Here is an 18,673-nt window from a genome sequence, read left to right as displayed (position 1 = left end):
GGCGCCCGCGATGCGCCGCTACGGCAAGCACACCGACGAGGACGACATCCGGGTCCGTCCCTCGCGCCGGGGCAGCCGCCCGCGCACCCATACCCGGCCCAAGCACGAGGACGCGGCCGAGGGCCTCGTCCTGACCGTCGACCGGGGCCGGCTGACCTGCCTGGTGGAGGGGCGCACGGTCACCGCGATGAAGGCCCGCGAGCTGGGCCGCAAGGCGGTGGTGGTGGGCGACCGGGTGGCCGTGGTCGGCGACCTGTCGGGCGAGAAGGACACCCTCGCCCGCGTCGTCCGGGTGGCCGAGCGCAGCTCGGTGCTGCGCAGGACGGCGGACGACAACGACCCGTACGAGCGGGTCGTGGTGGCCAACGCCGACCAGCTGGCCGTCGTCACGGCGTTGGCCGACCCCGAGCCGCGCCCCCGTCTGATCGACCGCTGCCTGGTGGCGGCCTTCGACGCGGGGCTGGAGCCGCTGCTGGTGCTGACCAAGGCGGACCTGGCGCCGGCCGGTCCGCTGCTGGAGACGTACACGCCGCTGGGAGTGCGCCATGTCGTCACCAGCCGCGCGGAGTTGACCGAAGGGCCGGGTGCCGAGGAGGTGCGCGAGCTGCTGCGCGGCCGGACGACGGTGTGCGTGGGGCACAGCGGTGTCGGCAAGACCACACTGGTCAACGCTTTGGTGGAGCGGCAGCGGGCCACCGGGGTGGTGAACGCGGTCACCGGGCGCGGGCGGCACACCACGACCTCGGCGCTGGCGCTGCCGCTGCCGCCGTCCCCGGTCGGCGCCGACGGCTGGGTGATCGACACCCCGGGGGTGCGCTCCTTCGGCCTGAACCACATCCAGCTCTCGCGCGTCATCCACGCCTTCCCCGATCTGGAGGAGGGCGCTGCCGAATGCCCTCGTGCCTGCAGCCACAACGAGCCCGCCTGCGCACTCGACCAGTGGGTGGCCGACGGGCACGCCGACCCGGCCCGCCTGCACTCGCTGCGCCGCCTGCTGGCGACGCGGGAGAGACGCGAAGGGGACTGACCGATTCCACCCGGCTCCCCGTTGCATACTGGGCTTCCTGCGCTTGACCTGCTGCCCCACCGGAGCAATGAGAGGAAGAGCACATGGCGTGGCTGCTGGTGATGGTCGCGGGGTTGCTGGAGACGGGCTTCGCTGTGTGCCTGAAGCTCTCGCACGGCTTCACCCGGCTGTGGCCCACGGTCGCGTTCTGCGCCTTCGCACTGGGCAGCTTCGGCCTGCTGACGCTCGCGCTCAAGCGGCTGGACGTCGGTCCGGCGTACGCGGTCTGGACGGGGATCGGCGCCGCGGGGACGGCGATCTACGGCATGGTCTTCATGGGCGATGTGATCTCCGCGCTCAAACTGGTCTCCATCACGCTGGTCATCGTCGGGGTCATGGGCCTCCAGCTCTCCGGCAGCGCGCACTGAGCACGCCCCGGGCACCTCTCGCGGGCCGGCCGGTGCCCGGGTGCCCCCGGTGCGTGCGGGCACGGGTCAGCCCGTCAGTAAGGCGCGGACGACCTCAGTAAGGCGCGGACGACCTCGTCGACCCGTCCGCACGGCTCCTCGTCGCCGTGCTCGGGTGCGACGACGTAGGAGAGCGCGATCCGCAGCCCGGCCTCGTAGGCGCGCTCCAACTCCTGCCGTCCGGCGCCGCGCCGCGCCGGACCGCCGGGCGCCGGGCCGCCCACGGGGACCCGTCCGCTCCGCTCCAGCCCGGCGAGCGCGCGGCTGCGCAGCACCGCGGCGAGTCCGCCCGGCTCGCCACCCGGCCCGTGGCCGGGCACCGGACGGGCGGGCAGCGGCATCCGCGCGCCCCAGCAGTCGGTGAGGGCCGCCCGGACGATGGGCTCCGCCCGCGCCGTCCGCAGGATCCAGTGCGCGGCGGCGGCGCAGCAGGCCGCCGGATCGGCTCCGCTGCGGCACGCCTCGGCCACCGCCCGGCCCGCGCCGTCCAGGAAGTCGTCCAGCAGCCGGTCGACCAGTGCGGCGCCCAGCCCCTCCTTGCTGCCGAACTCGTTGTAGAGCGTCTGCCGCGACACCCCGGCGGCCGCGGCGACGTCGACCATCCGCACCGCCGTCCAGGGGCGCGCCCGTACCGCCACATGGGCGGCGTCCAGCAGGATCTCGCGTGCAGCAGGCATCGTCGCCTCCCCGGCCCGCACCCCGCTGCCCGGGCCGGTGCCGGCGGCCGGTGCGCGCGAGGCGTCCGCAGACGGGCTGACCGGCAGCCCGGTGTGCGGCACAGAATTGACGCACCGCCAAGAGGTGTCAATACGCGGCGCACGCGCATGGCCCTGTGGCCGGGGGTTTCGCCGCTCGATACTGTTCGGACATGCTGGACTATCACGATGATCTGCGTCTCGCCCATGTACTGGCCGACGCCGCCGACGCCGCGACCATGGAGCGGTTCAAGGCTCTCGACCTGGAGGTCGAGACCAAGCCGGACATGACACCGGTGAGCGAGGCCGACAAGGCGGCCGAGGAACTGATCCGCGTCTCGCTCCAGCGCACCCGGCCGCGCGACGCGGTACTGGGCGAGGAGTTCGGCACCGAGGGCCATGGGCCGCGCCGCTGGGTGATCGATCCCATCGACGGGACGAAGAACTATGTGCGCGGCGTTCCGGTGTGGGCGACGCTGATCGCGCTGATGGAGATGGGCGAGGGCGGGGACCGGCCGGTGGTCGGCGTCGTCTCGGCGCCGGCGCTCAACCGGCGCTGGTGGGCGGCGAAGGGTGCGGGCGCCTACACCGGGCGCAGCCTGTCCAAGGCCAGCCGCATGGAGGTCTCGAAGGTCTCCGAGGTGCGGGACGCGTCCTTCGCCTACTCCTCGCTGCACGGCTGGGAGGAGCGCGGCATGCTGGGCGGCTTCATGGACCTGACCCGGGACTGCTGGCGGACCCGCGGCTACGGCGACTTCTGGCCGTACATGATGGTCGCCGAGGGGGCGGTGGACATCTGCGCCGAGCCGGAGCTGTCGCTGTGGGACATGGCGGCGAGTGCGGTGATCGTCGAGGAGGCGGGCGGCGTCTTCACCGGGCTGGACGGGAATCCGGGCCCGCACAGCGGCAGCGCTGCGGCGTCGAACGGGCTGCTGCACGAGACACTGCTGAGCTATCTGACGGCCTGATCCGGCCCCTCGTCCGGGTGGTCCCTACACACGTCCTTGTTGTGACCTCCAGCACATGTGAACATGAGAATTCGCTCGCTTGTGCTCTTGTGAATCGCTTCTCGAGGTCCCGGCCGGCTGCTCGCCGGGGCCCCGGGAGGCATTCCGCCAAGGAGGTAGCCCCCTCATGCCCGGACACGTCCAGCACGCCATGAGCACCGTCGTCCTCACCATCGGCCCGGCCCACACCCTGCGCCAGGCGGCCCGGCTGATGTCGGCCCGCCGCGTCGGTGCCGCCGTCGTCCTCGACCCCGACACCAGCGGACTCGGCATCCTCACCGAGCGCGACATCCTCGACTCCCTCGGCGCCGGCCAGGACCCGGACCGGGAGCGGGTCCACGACCACACCACCGACGACGTCGTCTTCGCCACGCCGGACTGGACGCTGGAGGCGGCGGCGGACGCCATGACCCGCGGCGGCTTCCGGCATCTGATCGTGCTCGACGAACGGGAGGCGGTGGGCGTCCTGTCGGTACGCGACATCGTCCGCACCTGGTCGGACCGGCGCGCCGCGGTGGCGCCGGAGCCCACAGAGGAGGTCGCCGTGTAGGCACCCAGGGGCCCTGCGGCGGGCCGACCCCGGGGACCTTCGCCGCGGATTGGCCTACGGCGCCGGACACACCCGCCGGAGGCGCCGGACGCACCGGAGGGGCCGGAGCCCCATGGCGTCCGGCCCCTCCGGGCTCGTACGGCGAGCGGTCGATCAGCCGCGCAGGGCCTGGACCGCGGCCTCCAACCGCTTGCCGTAGTCCGGGTCCGCCTTGCGGAAGTTCTCGATCGCACGCTGGGCGATGTCGTCGCGGGAGACGCCGGCGATGTTGCCCGCCAGGTTGTCGATCAGCCGCTGCTTCTCGTCCTCCGACATCAGCCGGTAGAGGTTCCCCGCCTGCACGAAGTCGTCGTCCTCGGCGTGCACGGCCGCCGGGTGGTCCTCGGTCGTGCCGCTCACGGTGGCGTGCTGCCACAGCGGACGACCCGTCTCGGCCGGCGCGCCGAAGCTGTTCGGCTCATAGTTCTTCGCACCGCCGTGACGGCCGTCGTACATCACGCCGTCCCGGCCGTAGGTGCGCGCCCGGGTCGCCTTGGGCTCGTTCACCGGCAGCAGATCGGCGTTGATCCCGACCCGGTAGCGGTGCGCGTCGCCGTAGGCGAACAGCCGCCCCTGGAGCATCTTATCCGGCGAGGGGCCGATGCCCGGCACGAAGTGGTGCGGGGAGAAGACCGACTGCTCCGTCTCGGCGAAGATGTTCCGCGGGTTGCGGTTCAGCTCCAGCTTGCCGATCTCGATCGGCGGGTAGTCCTCGTGCGGCCAGACCTTGGTCAGATCGAACGGGTTGAAGCGGTAGTCCGCCGCCTCCGCCGCGGGCATGATCTGGACCTGCACGGTCCAGGCAGGGAAGTCGCCGTTCTCGATGGACTCCCGCAGGTCCCGCTGGTGGCTGTCAGGGTCCTTGCCGGCCAGCGCGTCGGCGTCGGCCGCCGTGAGGTTCTCGATGCCCTGGTCGGTCTTGAAGTGGTACTTGACCCAGAAGACCTCGCCCGCCTCGTTCGTCCACTGGAAGGTGTGCGAACCGTAGCCGTTCATGTGGCGGTAGGACGCGGGGATGCCGCGGTCACCGAAGAGCCAGGTCACCTGGTGGGTCGACTCGGGCGACAGGCCCCAGAAGTCCCAGACGTTGTCGGGCTCCTGCGAGCCGGTGTAGGGGTCCCGCTTCTGGGTGTGGATGAAGTCGGGGAACTTGATGGCGTCCTTGATGAAGAACACCGGGGTGTTGTTCCCCACCAGGTCGTAGTTGCCTTCCTCGGTGTAGAACTTCAGCGCGAACCCGCGCGGGTCGCGCACCGCGTCCGCCGCGCCGAGGTTGCCGGCCACCGTGGAGAACCGCAGGAAGACCTCGGTCTCCTTGCCGATCTCGGAGAGGAACTTCGCCCGGGTGTACTCGGTCACGTCCGCGGTGACGGTGAACTTGCCGTACGCGCCCGCGCCCCGGGCGTGCACGATGCGCTCGGGAATGCGCTCACGATTGAAGTGGGCGAGCTTCTCGAGCAGGTGCTGGTCCTGGACGAGCACCGGTCCGCCCACTCCGGCGGTCTGGCTGTTCTGGTTGTCCGCGACCGGCGCACCGGCCTCCGTCGTCATGGATCCGGCCGTCTCGTCCTGCACGGTCACGTGCGCCTCCTGTGCATCACATCTGTCCTGTGGGCCAACCACTCGACAGCCTACATTGGACATTGTCCAAGTCAAGATGAAGACAAAACCCGTACGGGTTCTGCTCATGGACCAGCCGCTGCTAGGCTGGGCCTATGAGTGACCTGCTGGAACGGCTGCGCGATCGCGGTTGGCGACTCACCGCACAGCGGCGAGTCGTCGCCGAGGTGCTCGACGGCGACCATGTGCACTACACGGCGGACGAGGTCCACGCCCGTGCGACGGACCGCCTGCCCGAGATCGCCCGCGCGACGGTCTACAACACCCTGAGCGAACTGGTCGCTCTCGGTGAGGTGCTGGAGGTGAGCACCGACGGGCGCGCCAAGCGCTACGACCCGAACGCGCGACACACCCACCAGCACCTGGTCTGTTCCCGCTGCGGGACGATCCGCGACGTCCACCCCGTGGGCGACCCGCTGGCAGCCCTCCCCGAGAACGAGCGCTACGGCTTCGCCATCGCCGACGCCACCGTCACCTACCGGGGCGTCTGCCCGAACTGCGCCGACGCCTGAGCGCTGCCGGCCCCGGTTCCACGGAACCGGCAGGCCTCCCTTCACGGCCCCCCGACGGCCCCGCACCCCGCCCGGGTGCGGGGCCGTCGGCCGTCGCACGCCCGCGGCGCCGGTAGGGGAAGGCCCGGGAGGAGGAGAGGGAAGAGCCCGAAAAACACGAAGGCCCGGATCCCTGAGGATCCGGGCCTTCGCCTTCAGTAGCGGGGACAGGATTTGAACCTGCGACCTCTGGGTTATGAGCCCAGCGAGCTACCGAGCTGCTCCACCCCGCGCCGTTGTGTGCACAACTCTAACCCGGCCCGACGACCAGCGCAAATCGAGATCCCGGTGGCGGCCGGGACCCATCCGCCGGGGCGGTCCGGGCCGCCCCCGGGGCCGCTGCCGCCGCCTCCGACGGCACGACAGCGGCCGGGGTGGGCCACCGCCCTGGGCCGCGGGAACGTCCCCGTCGGAGACAGGGCCGGGGCGGACGAGTCGCGGGCGAGGACGGGAGAAGCCTGCGGGACCGTACGGCCCCCAGGCCGTACGGTCCCGCAGGCCCCGGCGCCCTCAGGCCGTCAGCTCCGAGCGGAGGGCCTCACGGAGTTTCGCCGCGCGTTCGGCCACCTCGGCCGGACCGAGCTCCATGGCACGGGCGCACCAGAACTGCCCCTCGTCCAGCTCGCCGCCGCGGGCGCTGATCAGTGCCAGCCGCAGAGCGGCCCTGCCGTGCCCGGCCTCGGCGGCGCGGGCCCACCACACGGCCGCCTCCGGCTCGCTGCCCTCACGGGCCAGCAGCAGGCCCAGATTGAACGCGCCGTTCGGACTTCCCGACTCGGCCGCGGCGCGGTACCAGCGGGCCGCGTCCACGACCTCGCCGCGCGCGGCGGCGCACATGCCCAGCCGCACCTGGGCGCGGCGGTGGCCGTGTTCGGCGGCACGTTCGTACCACTCCTCGTACTCGGGTCTGGCGCCGTCCGGACGGCCGAGTTCGTGTTCCGAACCCAGCTCGCCCGTGCCGTGCCGGGTGACCCGTTCCAGCAGCGCGCCCAGCCGAAAGGCACCCTCGACGCTGCCGCCGCCCGCGGCGCAGCGCAGATGCCGCTCCGCGGTGTGCAGTTCGCCCTCGCGGAGCAGCGCGATGCCGACCTGGAGGGCGGCCTCCGCGTGCCCGGAAGCAGCCGCGCGCTCGTACCACTGGCGCGCGGTGGGCTCGTCGCCCCGTCCGGCGTGCAGGATGCCGAGGTTGAAGGCCGCGTCCACGCTGCCGGACTCGGCGGCCTTGGAGAACCACGGCTCGGCACCTTCCGCGTCCCCGCGCTGGAGCAGCAGCACGGCGAGCGCGTTGGCGGCCTCCCGGTGCCCGGCGTAGGCGGCTCGGCGGTACCACTGCTCGGCCTGCGCGGTGCGGCCCTGGGCCGCGGAGAGCAGGCCGAGGTTGAAGGCACCGTTGTCGGAACCGGCGTCGAGCGCGACGCGGTACCAGCGCTCGGCGGCCTGCCGCTCGCCCCGGTCGGCGTGCAGCGCGCCCAGCGCGTTGGCCGCGCTGCCGTCGCCGTCCTCGGCCGCCCGGCGCCACCACACGGCGGCGCTCTCCTCGTCGCCCGCGTCCCGCAGCAGGAAGCCGAGCGCGCAGGCGGCGCGCGCCTCACCGTCCTTGGCGGAGGTGAGATACCACCGGCCGGCCTCCTTCAGCTCGCCGCGGCGCTCCAGCAGCGCGCCGAGCCGGAGCGCCGCTCTGCGGTGACCACGGGCGGCCGCCTGCCGGAACCAGCGCTCTGCCTCCTCGGCGGTCTCCCGCACCGCGGCGGCCGTGGGTCCGCTCCGGGCAGCCAGCTCCTCGGCCCGCGCGTTCACCGCCCGGGCGACACGGTAGGCCGCTTCTCGGTGCCCGCGCTCGGCGGCGGCACGGAACCACTCCTCGGCGCCGTCCTCCCCGTGGTGCTCCAGCAGGTCCGCCAGCGCGTAGGCGCCCAGCGCGTGACCGGACTCGGCGGACTGCCGCAGCCAGTAGAAGGCCGCGGGCTCGTCGCCGCGCTCCCGGTGGTAGCGGCCGAGGGCGTGCGCGGCGGCCGCGGAGCCGGCGACAGCCGCGGTACGCCACCACTCGGCGGCCTCCTCCGGGTAGCCCCGCTGGTGCAGCAGCACCCCCAGGTTGTTGGCGGCCGCGCGGTCCCCCGCGGCGGTGGCCGCGCGCAGATGCGGTTCGGCGCCGTTCAGGTCCCCCCGGCGCAGCAGTTGGGCGCCCAGCACGCTGTCGGCCGCGGTCGTGTCGGCCGGCGCCCTTGCGCTCTCGTCCGCTGTGGTCCTCCCAACTGCCGTCGTCTCCTCGACTGCTGCGATCCGCACGGCTGCTGTGGTCTGCTCGGTGTACTCCTCCACGCTCAGGCCCGGACCGGGACGCACCGGGTCCGTCAGCCTTGCCTTCTCCCCCATAAGCTCCATCGTCGCACCACCCGCAACCCGCGTACACCTCGTATACCGCAGCCGGTGAGGTCACTTCAGAGGTTTGTCGACTTCCCGACGAAGAGATTCCCCAAACCCCCTGGTCCAACTGTCCCCCGCACAAGCGAAAGAGGCCCGGAGTCTGTTGACTCCGAGCCTCTTCCGAGTGGTAGCGGGGACAGGATTTGAACCTGCGACCTCTGGGTTATGAGCCCAGCGAGCTACCGAGCTGCTCCACCCCGCGCCGTTGTGAGTACAACTCTACACCACTCGGCAGGGTGGTCTCACCCGCTACCCGCTATTGCCGGATCCGCTCCCGCCACTGCCCTTCTTCTCGGCCTCGGCCGCCTCGTCCAACGCGTCCGCCAAGGCCTCCTGCTGCTTGCCGTACTCCTCCCAGTCGCCCTTCTCGCGCGCTTTCTCGCTCTTGTCCCACGCGGTCTGGGCGTCCTTGAGCGCGTCGGCGACCGAGGCGTTGGGCGGATTCTTCTCCTTGTCCTTGCCCTTGTCCTTGTCCTTCTCCTGGTCGCCGGGGCCGGTCCGCTCGCCGTCCTGCTGCCGGCCCTCGGTACCGAAGACCTTGTTCAGCGCCTGCTCCAGGCTGTCCTCGAAGGCGATGCGCTCGTTGTAGGCGACGAGGACCTTGCGCATCCGCGGATAGTTGGTGCCGGCACCACGGACGTAGACCGGCTCGACGTACAACAGACCGCCCTCCACGGGCACGGTCAGCAGATTGCCGTACTCGACCTCGGAGTCACCCTTCTTCAAGATGTTGATCTTGTCCGCGATCACCGGGTCGGAGTTGAACTTGCTCTGCACCTGCGAGGGACCGGCGACCGTGGTGTTCGGCGGCAGTCTCAGCAGCCTGAGCTTGCCGTAGTCACCGCTCTTCGCGTCCGCGTCGACGGCCATGAACGCGCCCAGCGTCTCGCGCTTGTTCGGGTTGAACGTCGTCGTGAGCTGGAACTGCTGTTCCTTCTGGCCGGGCATCTTCATGCTCAGGTAGTACGGCGGGACGGCGTTGCCCTTGTGCGTGGGGTCGTCCGGAACCTGCCAGCGCTCACTGCCGCTGTAGAACTGCGACGGCGAGGTCACGTGGTAGGTCTGCAGCAGGTCGCGCTGCACCTTGAAGAGGTCCTGCGGGTAGCGCAGGTGGTCCATCAGGTCGTCACTGATGGCGCTCTTGGGCTTCACCGTGTCGGGGAACGCCTTCATCCAGGTCTTCAGCACCGGGTCCTTCTTGTCCCACTGGTACATCTCGACCTTGCCCGTGTAGGCGTCCACCGTCGCCTTGACCGAGTTGCGGATGTAGTTGACGCGGTTCTGCTGGGCGACCACCGCGCGCTGCCCGTCGGTCAGCGAGTCCTCCGTGGTGTCCCCGAGGGTCGTCCGCGACGAGTAGGGGTAGCCGTTGGAGGTGGTGTAGGCGTCGACGATCCACTTGATGCGCCCGTCCACCACCGCGGGGTAGGGATCGCCGTCGATGGTCAGCCAGGGGGCGACCGCCTCCACGCGCTCCTTGGGAGTGCGCTTGTACAGGACCCGCGAGCCCTCGCCGATCGCTCCCGAGTAGAGGATCTGCGGCTCGTTGAAGTTGACCGCGTAGGCCGCGCGGTTGAGCGGGTTGGAGAGGTTGACGCCGCTGTCCGCCTTGTAGGTGTAGGTCTTCTCCCCGTTGTCGTCCGCGTAGTCCAGTTCCTTCTGCGGACCGCCGACGATGGAGTACTGCGTCGTCTTCTCTCCGTAGTAGACCCGGCCCTGGTACTTGCCCAGGTCGCCCTCCGGCGGCAGGTCCTTCTCGGTGAAGTCGGGAGCACCGTCCTTGTCCACCGAGGTGCCCTTGGCGGCGACCATGCCGAAGCCGTGGGTGTACTTGAAGTGCTCGTTGATCCAGTTCTTCTCCGGGATGCCGTTGGTGTTGATCTCCCGGAGGCCGACAACGGTGTCCTGCTCCTTGCCGTCCTTCTTGTAGCGGTCCACATCAAGGGTCGCCGGGAACTGGTAGTACCCGCGGACCTGCTGCTTCTGCTGGAAGGTCGGAGAGACGACGTTCGGGTCCAGCAAGCGCATGCTCGCGGTGGTGTCGGCCGCGTTGCGCAGCTTCTCGTTGCTCGCCTTGCTGGTGCCCCGGTAGTCCTGCTCCTCGGCGTCGTCGATGTCGTACGCCTTGCGCGTCGCCTCGATGTTCTTCTTGATGTACGGCGTCTCCTTGGCCTGCTCGTTCGGCGAGACCTGGAACTTCTGCACCAGCGCCGGGTAGAGCCCGCCGATCAGGATGGCCGAGAGCACCATCAGACCGAAGCCGATCACCGGGAGCTGCCAGGTGCGGCGCCAGATCGTGGCGAAGAAGAGCAGCGCGCAGATGATGGCGATGATGAACAGGATCGTCTTCGCCGGCAGGTAGGCATTGGCGTCGACGTACTTGAGGCCCGTCCAGTTGTCGGTCGCCTTGAAGTCACCGGACTTGACCGCCAGGCCGTACCGGTCCAGCCAGTAGGCCACCGCCTTCAGCGCGACGAAGACGCCCAGCAGCACCGAGAGGTGCCCGGTCGCCTGCGCCGTCGCCCGCGCGCCCGGGGTCGTCACCCGCAGCCCGCCGTAGAGGTAGTGCACCAGGGCGGCGGCCAGCAGCGAGAGGATCGCGGCAGCGAAGCCGAAGCCCAGCAGGAACCGGTAGAAGGGCAGGTCGAACGCGAAGAACGAGATGTCCTTGTGGAACTGCGGATCCTTGGAGCCGAACGGCACACCGTTCACCCACATCAGCCAGGTGCGCCACTGGCCTGCCGCGGAGGCGCCGGAGATCAGCCCGATCAGAGCCGTGGCCCCCAGCAGCACCCACTTCTTGTAGGGCGCCAGCGCCATGCGGTAGCGGTCGAGGCTCTGCTGCTCCATCGACATCGCGCTCAGCGGCGGGCGCAGCCGGTGGGCCAGCCAGATGTTGAACCCGACAGCCACGGCCATCAGCAGTCCGAAGACCGCGAACAGGCCGATCTTGGTCCACAGAGTCTTGGTGAAGACCGAGCTGTAGTCGACCGAGCGATACCACAGCCAGTCCGTCCAGAACCCGGAGAACATGACGAAGAGCATCGCCAGGACCACCAGCACGCCCGCTGTCATCAACAGCGTCCGGGCGCGCCGGGAAGGCCGGCCCACTCTGATCCGTGGCCCGGAGGGACCCCCTGAGCCCCGGTCCGGCATCTGGAAAGCCAAGGTGCGCACCTCAAAGATTCGCAGTTTATGAAGCGATGATGCTGGGCCCGCATCGTAGGCCCACCTAGGCAACTTAACGAAGCTTTACCCAGTTCCCGGTTCCGGGGTCCGAGTCACGTTTTCCGGCACCGGGACGGCACGATATGGGGATGGACAACCTCTCTCCCGAGGGCACACCCCTCGCCTCCGGACCTCTGACCCGCGCGGTACTGGAGATCGACGAATACGCCTCCGGCCTGGGCTGGGACCAGCCAGCCCGGCTCTTCGCGCTGGTGAACACCGAGCGGCTGCGGGCCGAGGAGCCAGGTCTGGCCGGGCAGCTGGGGCTGGACCAGCAGCCGGACAGCGCCCGCGGAACCTCCTTCACCCCCGTCGAGCAGGACGAGATCTCCGCGGACGTGCCGCTGGACGAGTTCCTGGGGACGATCGCCTGGCCCCCGTCGGTCGACGGCTGCGCGGTCACCGTGGAGCGGCTGATGCTGCCGCCGTCGGCCGAGGCGGCGGTGCCGCAGGACCTCGGCGAGGCGGAACTGGCCCGCTGGGTCGCCGAGCACCCCGAGCGCAGCGAGGTGCGGATGACGGTGGCGGTCCTGCGCGACGGGGAGCGCGAGTCGGCGCTGCGCCTGCGGGAGAAGGACTCCGCCACGGAGGTGCTCACCGGCGGCGATCTGGTGCCCGGGCTGGCGGAGGCACTGGCCGCGACCTTCGCGGAGTAGCCGGGGGCCGGAGGGCGGCGCCGCACCGCGCCGCCGCCCGGCCCTGGGGGCACCGCCCGGCCCTGGGGGGCAGCCGCAGGGGTCGTCGCGCGGCGCGGCCCGGAGGAGGGCGGAGCGGGCGGGAGCGCCTCAGGGTGCCTTCGCACCCGATGCGGCGGTCAGGGCGCCTTGCAGCGGGTGAGCTCGTCGGTCCTGCCGCTGCGGATCTTCTTCAGCGCGCCGAGCGCGTCGTCGATGGTGGCGGTCTTCACCAGGGTGAGGCCCTCGGGCTTGTCCTTGGCGGCGGAGGCGCAGTTGCCCGCGGGGGTGAGGAAGTACTCGGCGCCCTTCTTGCGGGCGCCGACGGTCTTCATCTGGATGCCGCCGATCTCGCCCACCTTGCCGTCGTCGTCGATGGTGCCCGTGCCGGCGACGAACTTCCCGCCGGTCAGGTCGGCGGGGGTGAGCTTGTCGACGATGCCGAGCGCGAACATCAGTCCGGCGCTGGGGCCGCCGATGTCGGCGAGCTTGATGTCGATCTCGAACGGGAAGGTGTGCCCCACCGCGGGCTGGATGCCCACGACCGCGCGGCCGTCGTCCGCTGCCTTCCGCGTGCCGACCGTGACCTTCTCGGCGTCCTCGGCGGGGGGCTTCTGGCCCCGCTTCCGGGCAGCCTTCACCCGGTCCGCCGGGATCACGGTGAAGGTGACCTTCTCGCCGGGCTTGTGCTTGGTGACCAGCTTGCCCACGCTCTGCGCCCCGCCGACCGGTGTGCCGTCCACCGCCGTGATGACGTCTCCCGCGTGCAGCCGCTTGTGCGCGGGGGCACCCTTCTCCACGGAGCCGACCAGGATGTGCGTGCTGACCGGGAGGTCCAGCTCCTTCAGCGCTGCGGCCTTGGCGCTCTCCTGGGAGGCGGTGAATTCCTCGGCGTTCTCCTCGTCGACCTCCTGGGCCGATTTGTCGTCCGGATAGAGCGTGTGGTGCGGGACGACCAGGCTGTCATGGCGCAGCCAGCCGGACAGTGCCCCGAAGAGGGTCATCTTGTACTCGGAGCTGGTGACGCGGACGGTCGTCATATTGAGGTTGCCCGAGGTGTCGTACACCTCGGGGCGCCCTTTGCGGTCCGGCTCGTCCTTGACGTTGAGCACCGGATCCCCGTCGTGCGTACCGAGAGTGTTCACCGTCGGACCCGGTGACATCTCGGCATAGGGCACGTTCAGGAGCGCTCCGACGCAGAACATCGTTATGAGCAGCAGCGCAGAGGTCAGCAGGGTCGCGGTGCGGCGAGGCATGGCACGACAGTACGGGAAGGGCCTGTCAACCTGCTTCCCGGGCCGGTCCGTCCGGGGCCGTGCGGGCCGCCGCCCCGGCGGGGGCGAGGTCGAGATCCCCCTTCCGCCTCCACCACCTCAGGTCCCTGCGGGCCGCCGGCTCGTCGGCCACCGCGGCGGCATCGGGGGCGTCGTCGGCGCGGGAGCGCTCCATGGCGACCCGGAAACGCTCGTATCCGGCCACCCCCGCGGCGTCGGGCGTCTTGACCCGGCGCCGCCCGACCCAGCTTCCCCACATGCTCGTGGCGACAGCGGCGACCAACGGAATCAGCAACCAGGCGAGAGCAGCCATCCGGAACCTCCCGACCCTCGTAGGTGCCTCCCGGGCACGCGGCCCGGCGACCGGCAGACCGGCCGATGAGCAGATTAACCGTCGGTGTCTCAACGGTCGGGGCGAGGGGCCGGTTACGCAACCGGAGCGAGCTGCACCCGCGTGCGCGGCGGGACCGGCCGGTCCGGGCCGGTCCCGGGACGGTTCCGGGGCCGTCGGCGGCCGGCTAGACGCCCACCCACTCCTCGGCTCCGTCGGCGAACGTCTGGTGCTTCCAGATCGGGACCTCGTGCTTGAGGTCGTCGATGAGCTTGCGGCAGGCGTCGAACGCCTCCGCGCGGTGCGGACAGGAGACGGCCACGACCACGGCCAGGTCCCCCACCGCCAGGTCCCCGACGCGGTGCACCGCGGCGAGGGCGCGCACCGGGTGGTCGGCGACGACCTTCTCGGCGACCCGGCGCAGCTCGGCCTCGGCCGAGGGGTGCGAGGAATAGCCCAGACGGGCGACATCGGCGCCGCCGTCGTGATCGCGGACGGTGCCGACGAAGAGCGCCGTGCCGCCCGCGGCGTGGTCGCCGACCGCGGCGAAGACCTCGTCCACGGACAGCGGGGCCTCGCGGATCTCCAGCAGCCGGATCGGGTCCTCGGCCCCCAGTTCGCCGGGGTGGTCGGAGTTCACGTGCCGGTGCCCGGGGCCGGGCTCGCCGTCGTACGTCTGTGCCATGCCGGTCATGCTGCCCTACCTGCCCCGGATCCGGAACACCCGGCCTGTCGCGCCCGGCGTGTCGTACCGGCGCCGCGGGGCTGCGGCCGCGGGCTCCGCCACCGGCCCGCGGGCACTGCTCACAGCCCGCGCCGCTTGCGCGCCCTGCGCACCAGTGCGGCGGTGCCCAGCAGCGCCACCGTCGCACCCGCGGCGCCGGCGGCGGTGGCCGCCTCCGTCCGGCCCAGCCGCCGCCCGGCGACAGTGTGCCTGCCGGAGACGTCCTCCAGCAGCGCGGCGAGCACCTCCTCGTTCGTCCAGGCCGGGCGCCAGCCCGCGTCGTGCAGCCTGCTGCCGCTGACCACCCAGGGGTGCATGGTGTAGGCGAGGTCGGCGGCGGGCGAGGGGGTCAGTCCGAGCCGGTGCAGCCGGGAGGCGGCGCCCAGCGCGACGCTGGAGGGCAGCTCCATCCGCCGCATCCCGGTGAGCTGCTCGACCTCCTCCTGCTCCAGCCAGCCGTCGCAGCCCACCACCATCTCGCCCTCGACCTTCTCCAGCGCGGCGTACTCGAGCGCGCTGACCAGGTCCTCGACATGGCAGAACTGCCAGCAGGGGCGCGATCCGGCGACCACCAGGAGCCGCGGCGACTCGAAGTGGCGGGTGAGGGTGGTGTCCGTTCCGGCGCCGACCAGCACGGTGGGGCGCAGGACGGTCACGTTGAGGCCCGGGTGGGCCCGCGGGGCACGCTGGGCCAGGCGTTCGAGCTCCAGCAGGTCGCCCACGCCCGTGGCGTCCGCGGTGGCCCGCAGCTCGGAGTCCTCCGCGAGCGGCACGTCGTTGTCCTGGAGCGCTCCGTAGACCATCGCCGAGGTGCACAGCACCACCCGGCGGACGCCGGCGGCCGCCGCCGCGGTCAGCACGGTCTGGGTGCCGCGCACGTTGAAGGCGGTGCGGGCCACCGGGTCGGTCTCCAGATCCAGGTCGAGCGCCAGGTGGACGACCACGTCCACCGGGTCGCCGTCGCCGCGCAGCCGGTCGGCGATGGCCGGGTCCCGCACATCCAGGGTGTGCCACTGGGCCTCGGTCACCTCGCCTCTGCGCTCGTCCAGCGCGATGACCTGCTTGATCTCCTCGGACGCCGCCAACCGCTCGGTGAGCAGCGCGCCGACCCCCGCGGCGGCGCCGGTGACGGCGACGGTCGGGGTTCGCGCTGCGCGAACGTGGGACTCGGAGGAACTCACCGGGCGTCTCCAGTGGTTGTTTCTGGTACGGGGTGCGCAGGCTCCATCCTGCCTGACTCGTGTCTAGGCTGGAGGCAGAGCCCACAGATCGCACCAGGACATACCGGCGCAGAACCCGACCGCACCCAGGACATGCAGACCGTCCCCGAACCACCAGACCGTCCTACGAGACAGAGCCGAGGAAACCCGTGAGTGACACCCCATTCGGATTCGGCGTACCTCCTGAGGAGCCCGAGGACGGGAACGACGGCGAGAAGAAGAAGCCGGGCGGCGACCAGCCGAACCCGTTCGGTTTCGGCGGCGCCCCGGGCTCCGGCGGTGCCGACAACCCCCTGGCGGCGATGTTCGGCTCGCTGGGCGGCGGGCAGGGCCAGCTCGACCCGAGCGACCTGGGTGCCGCCTTCCAGAAGCTCGGCCAGATGCTCTCCTACGAGGGCGGCCCGGTGAACTGGGACATGGCCAAGGACATCGCACGGCAGACGGTCGCGTCGGGGGCCCAGGACGGCTCCAAGGACGCCTCCGTCAGCCCGCACGACCGCGCGGCCGTCGAGGAGGCCGTACGCCTGGCCGACCTGTGGCTGGACGGAGTGACCTCCCTGCCCTCCGGCTCCGGTGCCGCGGTGGCCTGGAGCCGCGCGGAGTGGGTCGAGGCCACCCTGCCGGTCTGGAAGGACCTGGTCGACCCGGTCGCCGAGCGCGTCGGCGCCGCCATGGGCGATGTGCTGCCCGAGGAGATGCAGGCGATGGCCGGCCCGCTGCTCGGCATGATGCGCTCCATGGGGGGCGCCATGTTCGGCACCCAGATCGGGCAGGCACTGGGCGTGCTGGCGGGCGAGGTCGTCGGCTCCACGGACATCGGACTCCCGCTGGGGCCCGCCAACAAGGCGGCACTGCTGCCCGTCAACATCGAGGCGCTCGGCGGCGGACTGGGCATCCCGTTGGAGGAGGTCCGCCTCTACCTGGCCCTGCGGGAGGCCGCACACCAGCGGCTGTTCGCGCACGTCCCGTGGCTGCGCTCGCACCTCTTCGGCGCCGTCGAGGGCTACGCCCGGGGCATCAAGGTGGACACCGCCAAGCTGGAGGACGTGGTCGGGCAGATCGACCCGCAGCGCCCCGAGGAACTGCAGGAAGCGCTCCAGCAGGGCATGTTCCAGCCGGAGGACTCCCCCCAGCAGAAGGCGGCGCTCGCCCGGCTGGAGACGGCGCTGGCACTGGTCGAGGGCTGGGTGGACGCGGTGGTGCACGCCGCGGCCGAACCGCACCTGCCGTCCGCCTCCGCGCTGCGCGAGACGCTGCGCAGGCGGCGCGCCTCCGGCGGCCCGGCGGAGCAGACCTTCTCCACGCTGATCGGCCTGGAGCTGCGCCCCAGGCGGCTGCGCGACGCCTCCCGGCTGTGGGCCTCGCTCGCCGACGCGCGGGGCGCCGAGGGCCGCGACGCCGTGTGGGAGCACCCGGACATGCTGCCGACGGCCGCCGACCTGGACGACCCGGACGCCTTCGTCCACCACGAGCAGCCGGACTTCTCCGAGCTGGACAAGATGCTGGGCGACGCGGCCGCCGCGGACGGCGGCAGCGGCAGCACCCCTCAGGGCGAAGCCGGGAGCGAGACCTCCGGCGGCGACCGGTCGGACAAGCGCTCCGGGGAGCAGCCCGGCGGTACCGACGGCACCGACAAGAGCGACGGCACCGACGGCGAGGGCGAAGGCACACGGTGAGCGCGTCACCGGACGGCCTCCACGCGGATGCGGAGCGTGTCCTCACCCGGTGGCGCAGCCAGGACGGCGACCCCGCCCAGGAGGAGCTGCGCGAGGAGTATCTGCGCCACCTCGCCGAGCGGCCGGACGGCATGTGGAAAGCGTGCTCCGCGGGGCACATCACCGCCAGCGCGATGGTCGTCGACCCGCGGCAGGACCGGGTGCTGCTGACGCTCCACCGCAAGCTGGGCAGATGGCTGCAGATGGGGGGCCACTGCGAACCGGAGGACGCCACCCTGGCGGGGGCCGCGCTGCGGGAGGCCACGGAGGAATCGGGCATTCCGGGGCTCTCCCTGCTGCCCGGCGGCCCGCTCCGGCTCGACCGGCACCGCACGCCCTGCGCCTGGCATCTGGATGTGCAGTACGCGGCTCTCGCTCCCGAGGGCGCCGTCGCGGCGATCAGCGAGGAGTCCCTGGACCTGCGCTGGTTCGGCTTCGAGGAGGTGGCCGGGGTCGAGGACGAGTCCGTGGTGCGGCTCGCCCGGCTCTCGGCCACGGCCGTCGCGGTCAGCCCCGGCCGGGACCCTCTTCCGTGACGGGGTCGGAGCCCTCCTGCGGGACGGCTCCGGGGCCGTCCCCCCTGACGGGCTGGTGCGGCAGCCGCTCGGCTGCCGCCACCCCCTCCAGATAGCCACGGGCCCGCTCGGTGCGCGGATACGCCTCCAGCAGTCGCCAGAACCGCGGGCCGTGGCCGGGCACGAGCAGATGCGACAACTCGTGCAGCAGCACGTAGTCGATGACGTACTCGGGCATCCCCTGCAGCCGGTGGGAGAGCCGGATGCTGCCCTCCGCCGGCGTGCAGGAGCCCCAGCGGGTGTTCTGGTTGGTCACCCAGCGCACCGAGGCGGGCCGGGCATGCCCACCGAGATACTGCTCGGAGAGGGTTGCCGCGCGCCGGGCGAGGTCGCTGTCGTCGAGCATGCGCCTGCTCTCCTGGGCGGCCAGCTTGTCGAGCATCACGCCCACCCAGCGCGTCTCCTCGTCCGCCGTCATGCGCGCCGGCAGCAGCACGACGGTGCGATCGCCTTCGCGGTAGGCGGAGACGGTGCGGCGTCGGCGGGTGCTGCGGCGCACCTCGACCGCGCGTCGGCTGGTGCTGTTCAGCGGGTCGGCGGGCACGCCACGACGTTACCCGCTGCGGTCGG

At 71.7% G+C, this 18,673-nt stretch carries 17 protein-coding genes and 2 tRNA genes; 8 read left to right on the top strand and 11 right to left on the bottom strand.

Going from position 1 to position 18,673, the window contains the following annotated elements; genetic code table 11:
- The first annotated feature begins 10 nt into the window (after nt 1-10).
- Complete coding sequence (gene rsgA, locus ACFYMO_RS16405) at nt 11-1,027, top strand: ribosome small subunit-dependent GTPase A (protein ID WP_366774697.1); 1,017 nt, start codon at nt 11-13, stop codon at nt 1,025-1,027.
- Nucleotides 1,028-1,110: 83 nt separating this feature from the next.
- Entirely contained in the window at nt 1,111-1,434 is a 324-nt protein-coding gene (locus tag ACFYMO_RS16400; RefSeq protein WP_360301867.1) for a multidrug efflux SMR transporter, read from the top strand.
- Nucleotides 1,435-1,508: 74 nt separating this feature from the next.
- Here the strand turns inward: ACFYMO_RS16400 and ACFYMO_RS16395 are convergent, their stop codons facing one another.
- The gene (locus ACFYMO_RS16395; RefSeq protein WP_366774698.1) at nt 1,509-2,150 is read right to left on the bottom strand and encodes a helix-turn-helix domain-containing protein; all 642 of its coding nucleotides are present in this window, start codon (nt 2,148-2,150) and stop codon (nt 1,509-1,511) included.
- Between the two features lie 191 nt (nt 2,151-2,341).
- Here ACFYMO_RS16395 and hisN point away from each other — a divergent pair, with 191 nt between their 5' ends.
- Nucleotides 2,342-3,136 (top strand): histidinol-phosphatase, encoded by a 795-nt coding sequence (gene hisN / locus ACFYMO_RS16390; RefSeq protein WP_366774700.1) that lies wholly within the window; start codon nt 2,342-2,344, stop codon nt 3,134-3,136.
- A 166-nt stretch (nt 3,137-3,302) separates the two neighbouring features.
- Entirely contained in the window at nt 3,303-3,725 is a 423-nt protein-coding gene (locus ACFYMO_RS16385; RefSeq protein WP_366774701.1) for a CBS domain-containing protein, read from the top strand.
- A 153-nt stretch (nt 3,726-3,878) separates the two neighbouring features.
- Here the strand turns inward: ACFYMO_RS16385 and ACFYMO_RS16380 are convergent, their stop codons facing one another.
- On the bottom strand, nt 3,879-5,345 hold the full coding sequence (locus ACFYMO_RS16380; RefSeq protein ID WP_388546928.1) for a catalase: 1,467 nt from the start codon (nt 5,343-5,345) through the stop codon (nt 3,879-3,881).
- 134 nt (nt 5,346-5,479) lie between these two features.
- Between ACFYMO_RS16380 and ACFYMO_RS16375 the strand changes: the two genes are divergently transcribed.
- On the top strand, nt 5,480-5,896 hold the full coding sequence (locus ACFYMO_RS16375; RefSeq protein WP_366774703.1) for a Fur family transcriptional regulator: 417 nt from the start codon (nt 5,480-5,482) through the stop codon (nt 5,894-5,896).
- 198 nt (nt 5,897-6,094) lie between these two features.
- Here the strand turns inward: ACFYMO_RS16375 and ACFYMO_RS16370 are convergent.
- From ACFYMO_RS16370 to ACFYMO_RS16355, 4 genes are all read right to left on the bottom strand, one after another.
- Nucleotides 6,095-6,168 (bottom strand) — tRNA-Met (locus ACFYMO_RS16370).
- A gap of 277 nt (nt 6,169-6,445) precedes the next feature.
- A complete protein-coding gene (locus ACFYMO_RS16365) occupies nt 6,446-8,320 on the bottom strand; it encodes a tetratricopeptide repeat protein (protein WP_366774704.1) in 1,875 nt (624 codons plus the stop codon).
- Nucleotides 8,321-8,487: 167 nt separating this feature from the next.
- A tRNA-Met gene (locus ACFYMO_RS16360) sits at nt 8,488-8,564 on the bottom strand.
- A gap of 47 nt (nt 8,565-8,611) precedes the next feature.
- A complete protein-coding gene (locus tag ACFYMO_RS16355; RefSeq protein ID WP_388547022.1) occupies nt 8,612-11,518 on the bottom strand; it encodes a UPF0182 family protein in 2,907 nt (968 codons plus the stop codon).
- A 161-nt stretch (nt 11,519-11,679) separates the two neighbouring features.
- Here ACFYMO_RS16355 and ACFYMO_RS16350 point away from each other — a divergent pair, with 161 nt between their 5' ends.
- The gene (locus tag ACFYMO_RS16350; protein WP_027759059.1) at nt 11,680-12,246 is read left to right on the top strand and encodes a PPA1309 family protein; all 567 of its coding nucleotides are present in this window, start codon (nt 11,680-11,682) and stop codon (nt 12,244-12,246) included.
- 158 nt (nt 12,247-12,404) lie between these two features.
- Here ACFYMO_RS16350 and ACFYMO_RS16345 read toward each other — a convergent pair whose 3' ends face one another.
- From ACFYMO_RS16345 to ACFYMO_RS16330, 4 genes are all read right to left on the bottom strand, one after another.
- Nucleotides 12,405-13,520: a PDZ domain-containing protein gene (locus ACFYMO_RS16345; protein WP_388546923.1), complete on the bottom strand. Its 1,116-nt coding sequence runs from the start codon at nt 13,518-13,520 to the stop codon at nt 12,405-12,407.
- A gap of 25 nt (nt 13,521-13,545) precedes the next feature.
- The gene (locus tag ACFYMO_RS16340; RefSeq protein WP_388546920.1) at nt 13,546-13,851 is read right to left on the bottom strand and encodes a hypothetical protein; all 306 of its coding nucleotides are present in this window, start codon (nt 13,849-13,851) and stop codon (nt 13,546-13,548) included.
- Nucleotides 13,852-14,056: 205 nt separating this feature from the next.
- The gene (locus ACFYMO_RS16335) at nt 14,057-14,554 is read right to left on the bottom strand and encodes a molybdenum cofactor biosynthesis protein MoaE (protein WP_366773948.1); all 498 of its coding nucleotides are present in this window, start codon (nt 14,552-14,554) and stop codon (nt 14,057-14,059) included.
- 119 nt (nt 14,555-14,673) lie between these two features.
- Nucleotides 14,674-15,774 carry an SDR family oxidoreductase gene (locus ACFYMO_RS16330; RefSeq protein ID WP_366773947.1) on the bottom strand — a complete coding sequence of 367 codons (1,101 nt, stop codon included), beginning with the start codon at nt 15,772-15,774 and terminating at the stop codon, nt 14,674-14,676.
- Nucleotides 15,775-15,962: 188 nt separating this feature from the next.
- On the opposite strand from ACFYMO_RS16330, the gene ACFYMO_RS16325 reads away from it, so the two are divergent.
- Together ACFYMO_RS16325 and ACFYMO_RS16320 are read left to right on the top strand one after the other, a co-directional pair.
- A complete protein-coding gene (locus tag ACFYMO_RS16325; RefSeq protein WP_366773946.1) occupies nt 15,963-17,489 on the top strand; it encodes a zinc-dependent metalloprotease in 1,527 nt (508 codons plus the stop codon).
- Nucleotides 17,486-18,064, top strand: a complete 579-nt coding sequence (locus ACFYMO_RS16320; protein ID WP_366773945.1) for an NUDIX hydrolase — start codon at nt 17,486-17,488, stop codon at nt 18,062-18,064. The genes ACFYMO_RS16325 and ACFYMO_RS16320 overlap by 4 nt, the downstream gene beginning before the upstream one ends.
- Here ACFYMO_RS16320 and ACFYMO_RS16315 read toward each other — a convergent pair.
- Nucleotides 18,036-18,647, bottom strand: a complete 612-nt coding sequence (locus ACFYMO_RS16315; protein ID WP_366773944.1) for a M48 family metallopeptidase — start codon at nt 18,645-18,647, stop codon at nt 18,036-18,038. The genes ACFYMO_RS16320 and ACFYMO_RS16315 overlap by 29 nt on opposite strands.
- Nucleotides 18,648-18,673 lie beyond the last annotated feature (26 nt).

The sequence above is a fragment of the Streptomyces sp. NPDC007025 genome, assembly GCF_042869455.1.
In the GTDB taxonomy this organism is placed as follows: domain Bacteria; phylum Actinomycetota; class Actinomycetes; order Streptomycetales; family Streptomycetaceae; genus Streptomyces.
This window is presented reverse-complemented; position numbering and strand designations above follow the sequence as displayed.

Bases quoted from the DNA above. Each gene is read 5' to 3' on its own strand.
- rsgA (WP_366774697.1), top strand. From the start codon at position 11: ATGCGCCGCTACGGCAAGCACACCGACGAGGACGACATCCGGGTCCGT.
- ACFYMO_RS16400 (WP_360301867.1), top strand. From the start codon at position 1,111: ATGGCGTGGCTGCTGGTGATGGTCGCGGGGTTGCTGGAGACGGGCTTC.
- ACFYMO_RS16395 (WP_366774698.1), bottom strand. From the start codon at position 2,150: ATGCCTGCTGCACGCGAGATCCTGCTGGACGCCGCCCATGTGGCGGTA.
- hisN (WP_366774700.1), top strand. From the start codon at position 2,342: ATGCTGGACTATCACGATGATCTGCGTCTCGCCCATGTACTGGCCGAC.
- ACFYMO_RS16385 (WP_366774701.1), top strand. From the start codon at position 3,303: ATGCCCGGACACGTCCAGCACGCCATGAGCACCGTCGTCCTCACCATC.
- ACFYMO_RS16375 (WP_366774703.1), top strand. From the start codon at position 5,480: ATGAGTGACCTGCTGGAACGGCTGCGCGATCGCGGTTGGCGACTCACC.
- ACFYMO_RS16365 (WP_366774704.1), bottom strand. From the start codon at position 8,320: ATGGAGCTTATGGGGGAGAAGGCAAGGCTGACGGACCCGGTGCGTCCC.
- ACFYMO_RS16355 (WP_388547022.1), bottom strand. From the start codon at position 11,518: ATGCCGGACCGGGGCTCAGGGGGTCCCTCCGGGCCACGGATCAGAGTG.
- ACFYMO_RS16350 (WP_027759059.1), top strand. From the start codon at position 11,680: ATGGACAACCTCTCTCCCGAGGGCACACCCCTCGCCTCCGGACCTCTG.
- ACFYMO_RS16345 (WP_388546923.1), bottom strand. From the start codon at position 13,520: ATGCCTCGCCGCACCGCGACCCTGCTGACCTCTGCGCTGCTGCTCATA.
- ACFYMO_RS16340 (WP_388546920.1), bottom strand. From the start codon at position 13,851: ATGGCTGCTCTCGCCTGGTTGCTGATTCCGTTGGTCGCCGCTGTCGCC.
- ACFYMO_RS16335 (WP_366773948.1), bottom strand. From the start codon at position 14,554: ATGGCACAGACGTACGACGGCGAGCCCGGCCCCGGGCACCGGCACGTG.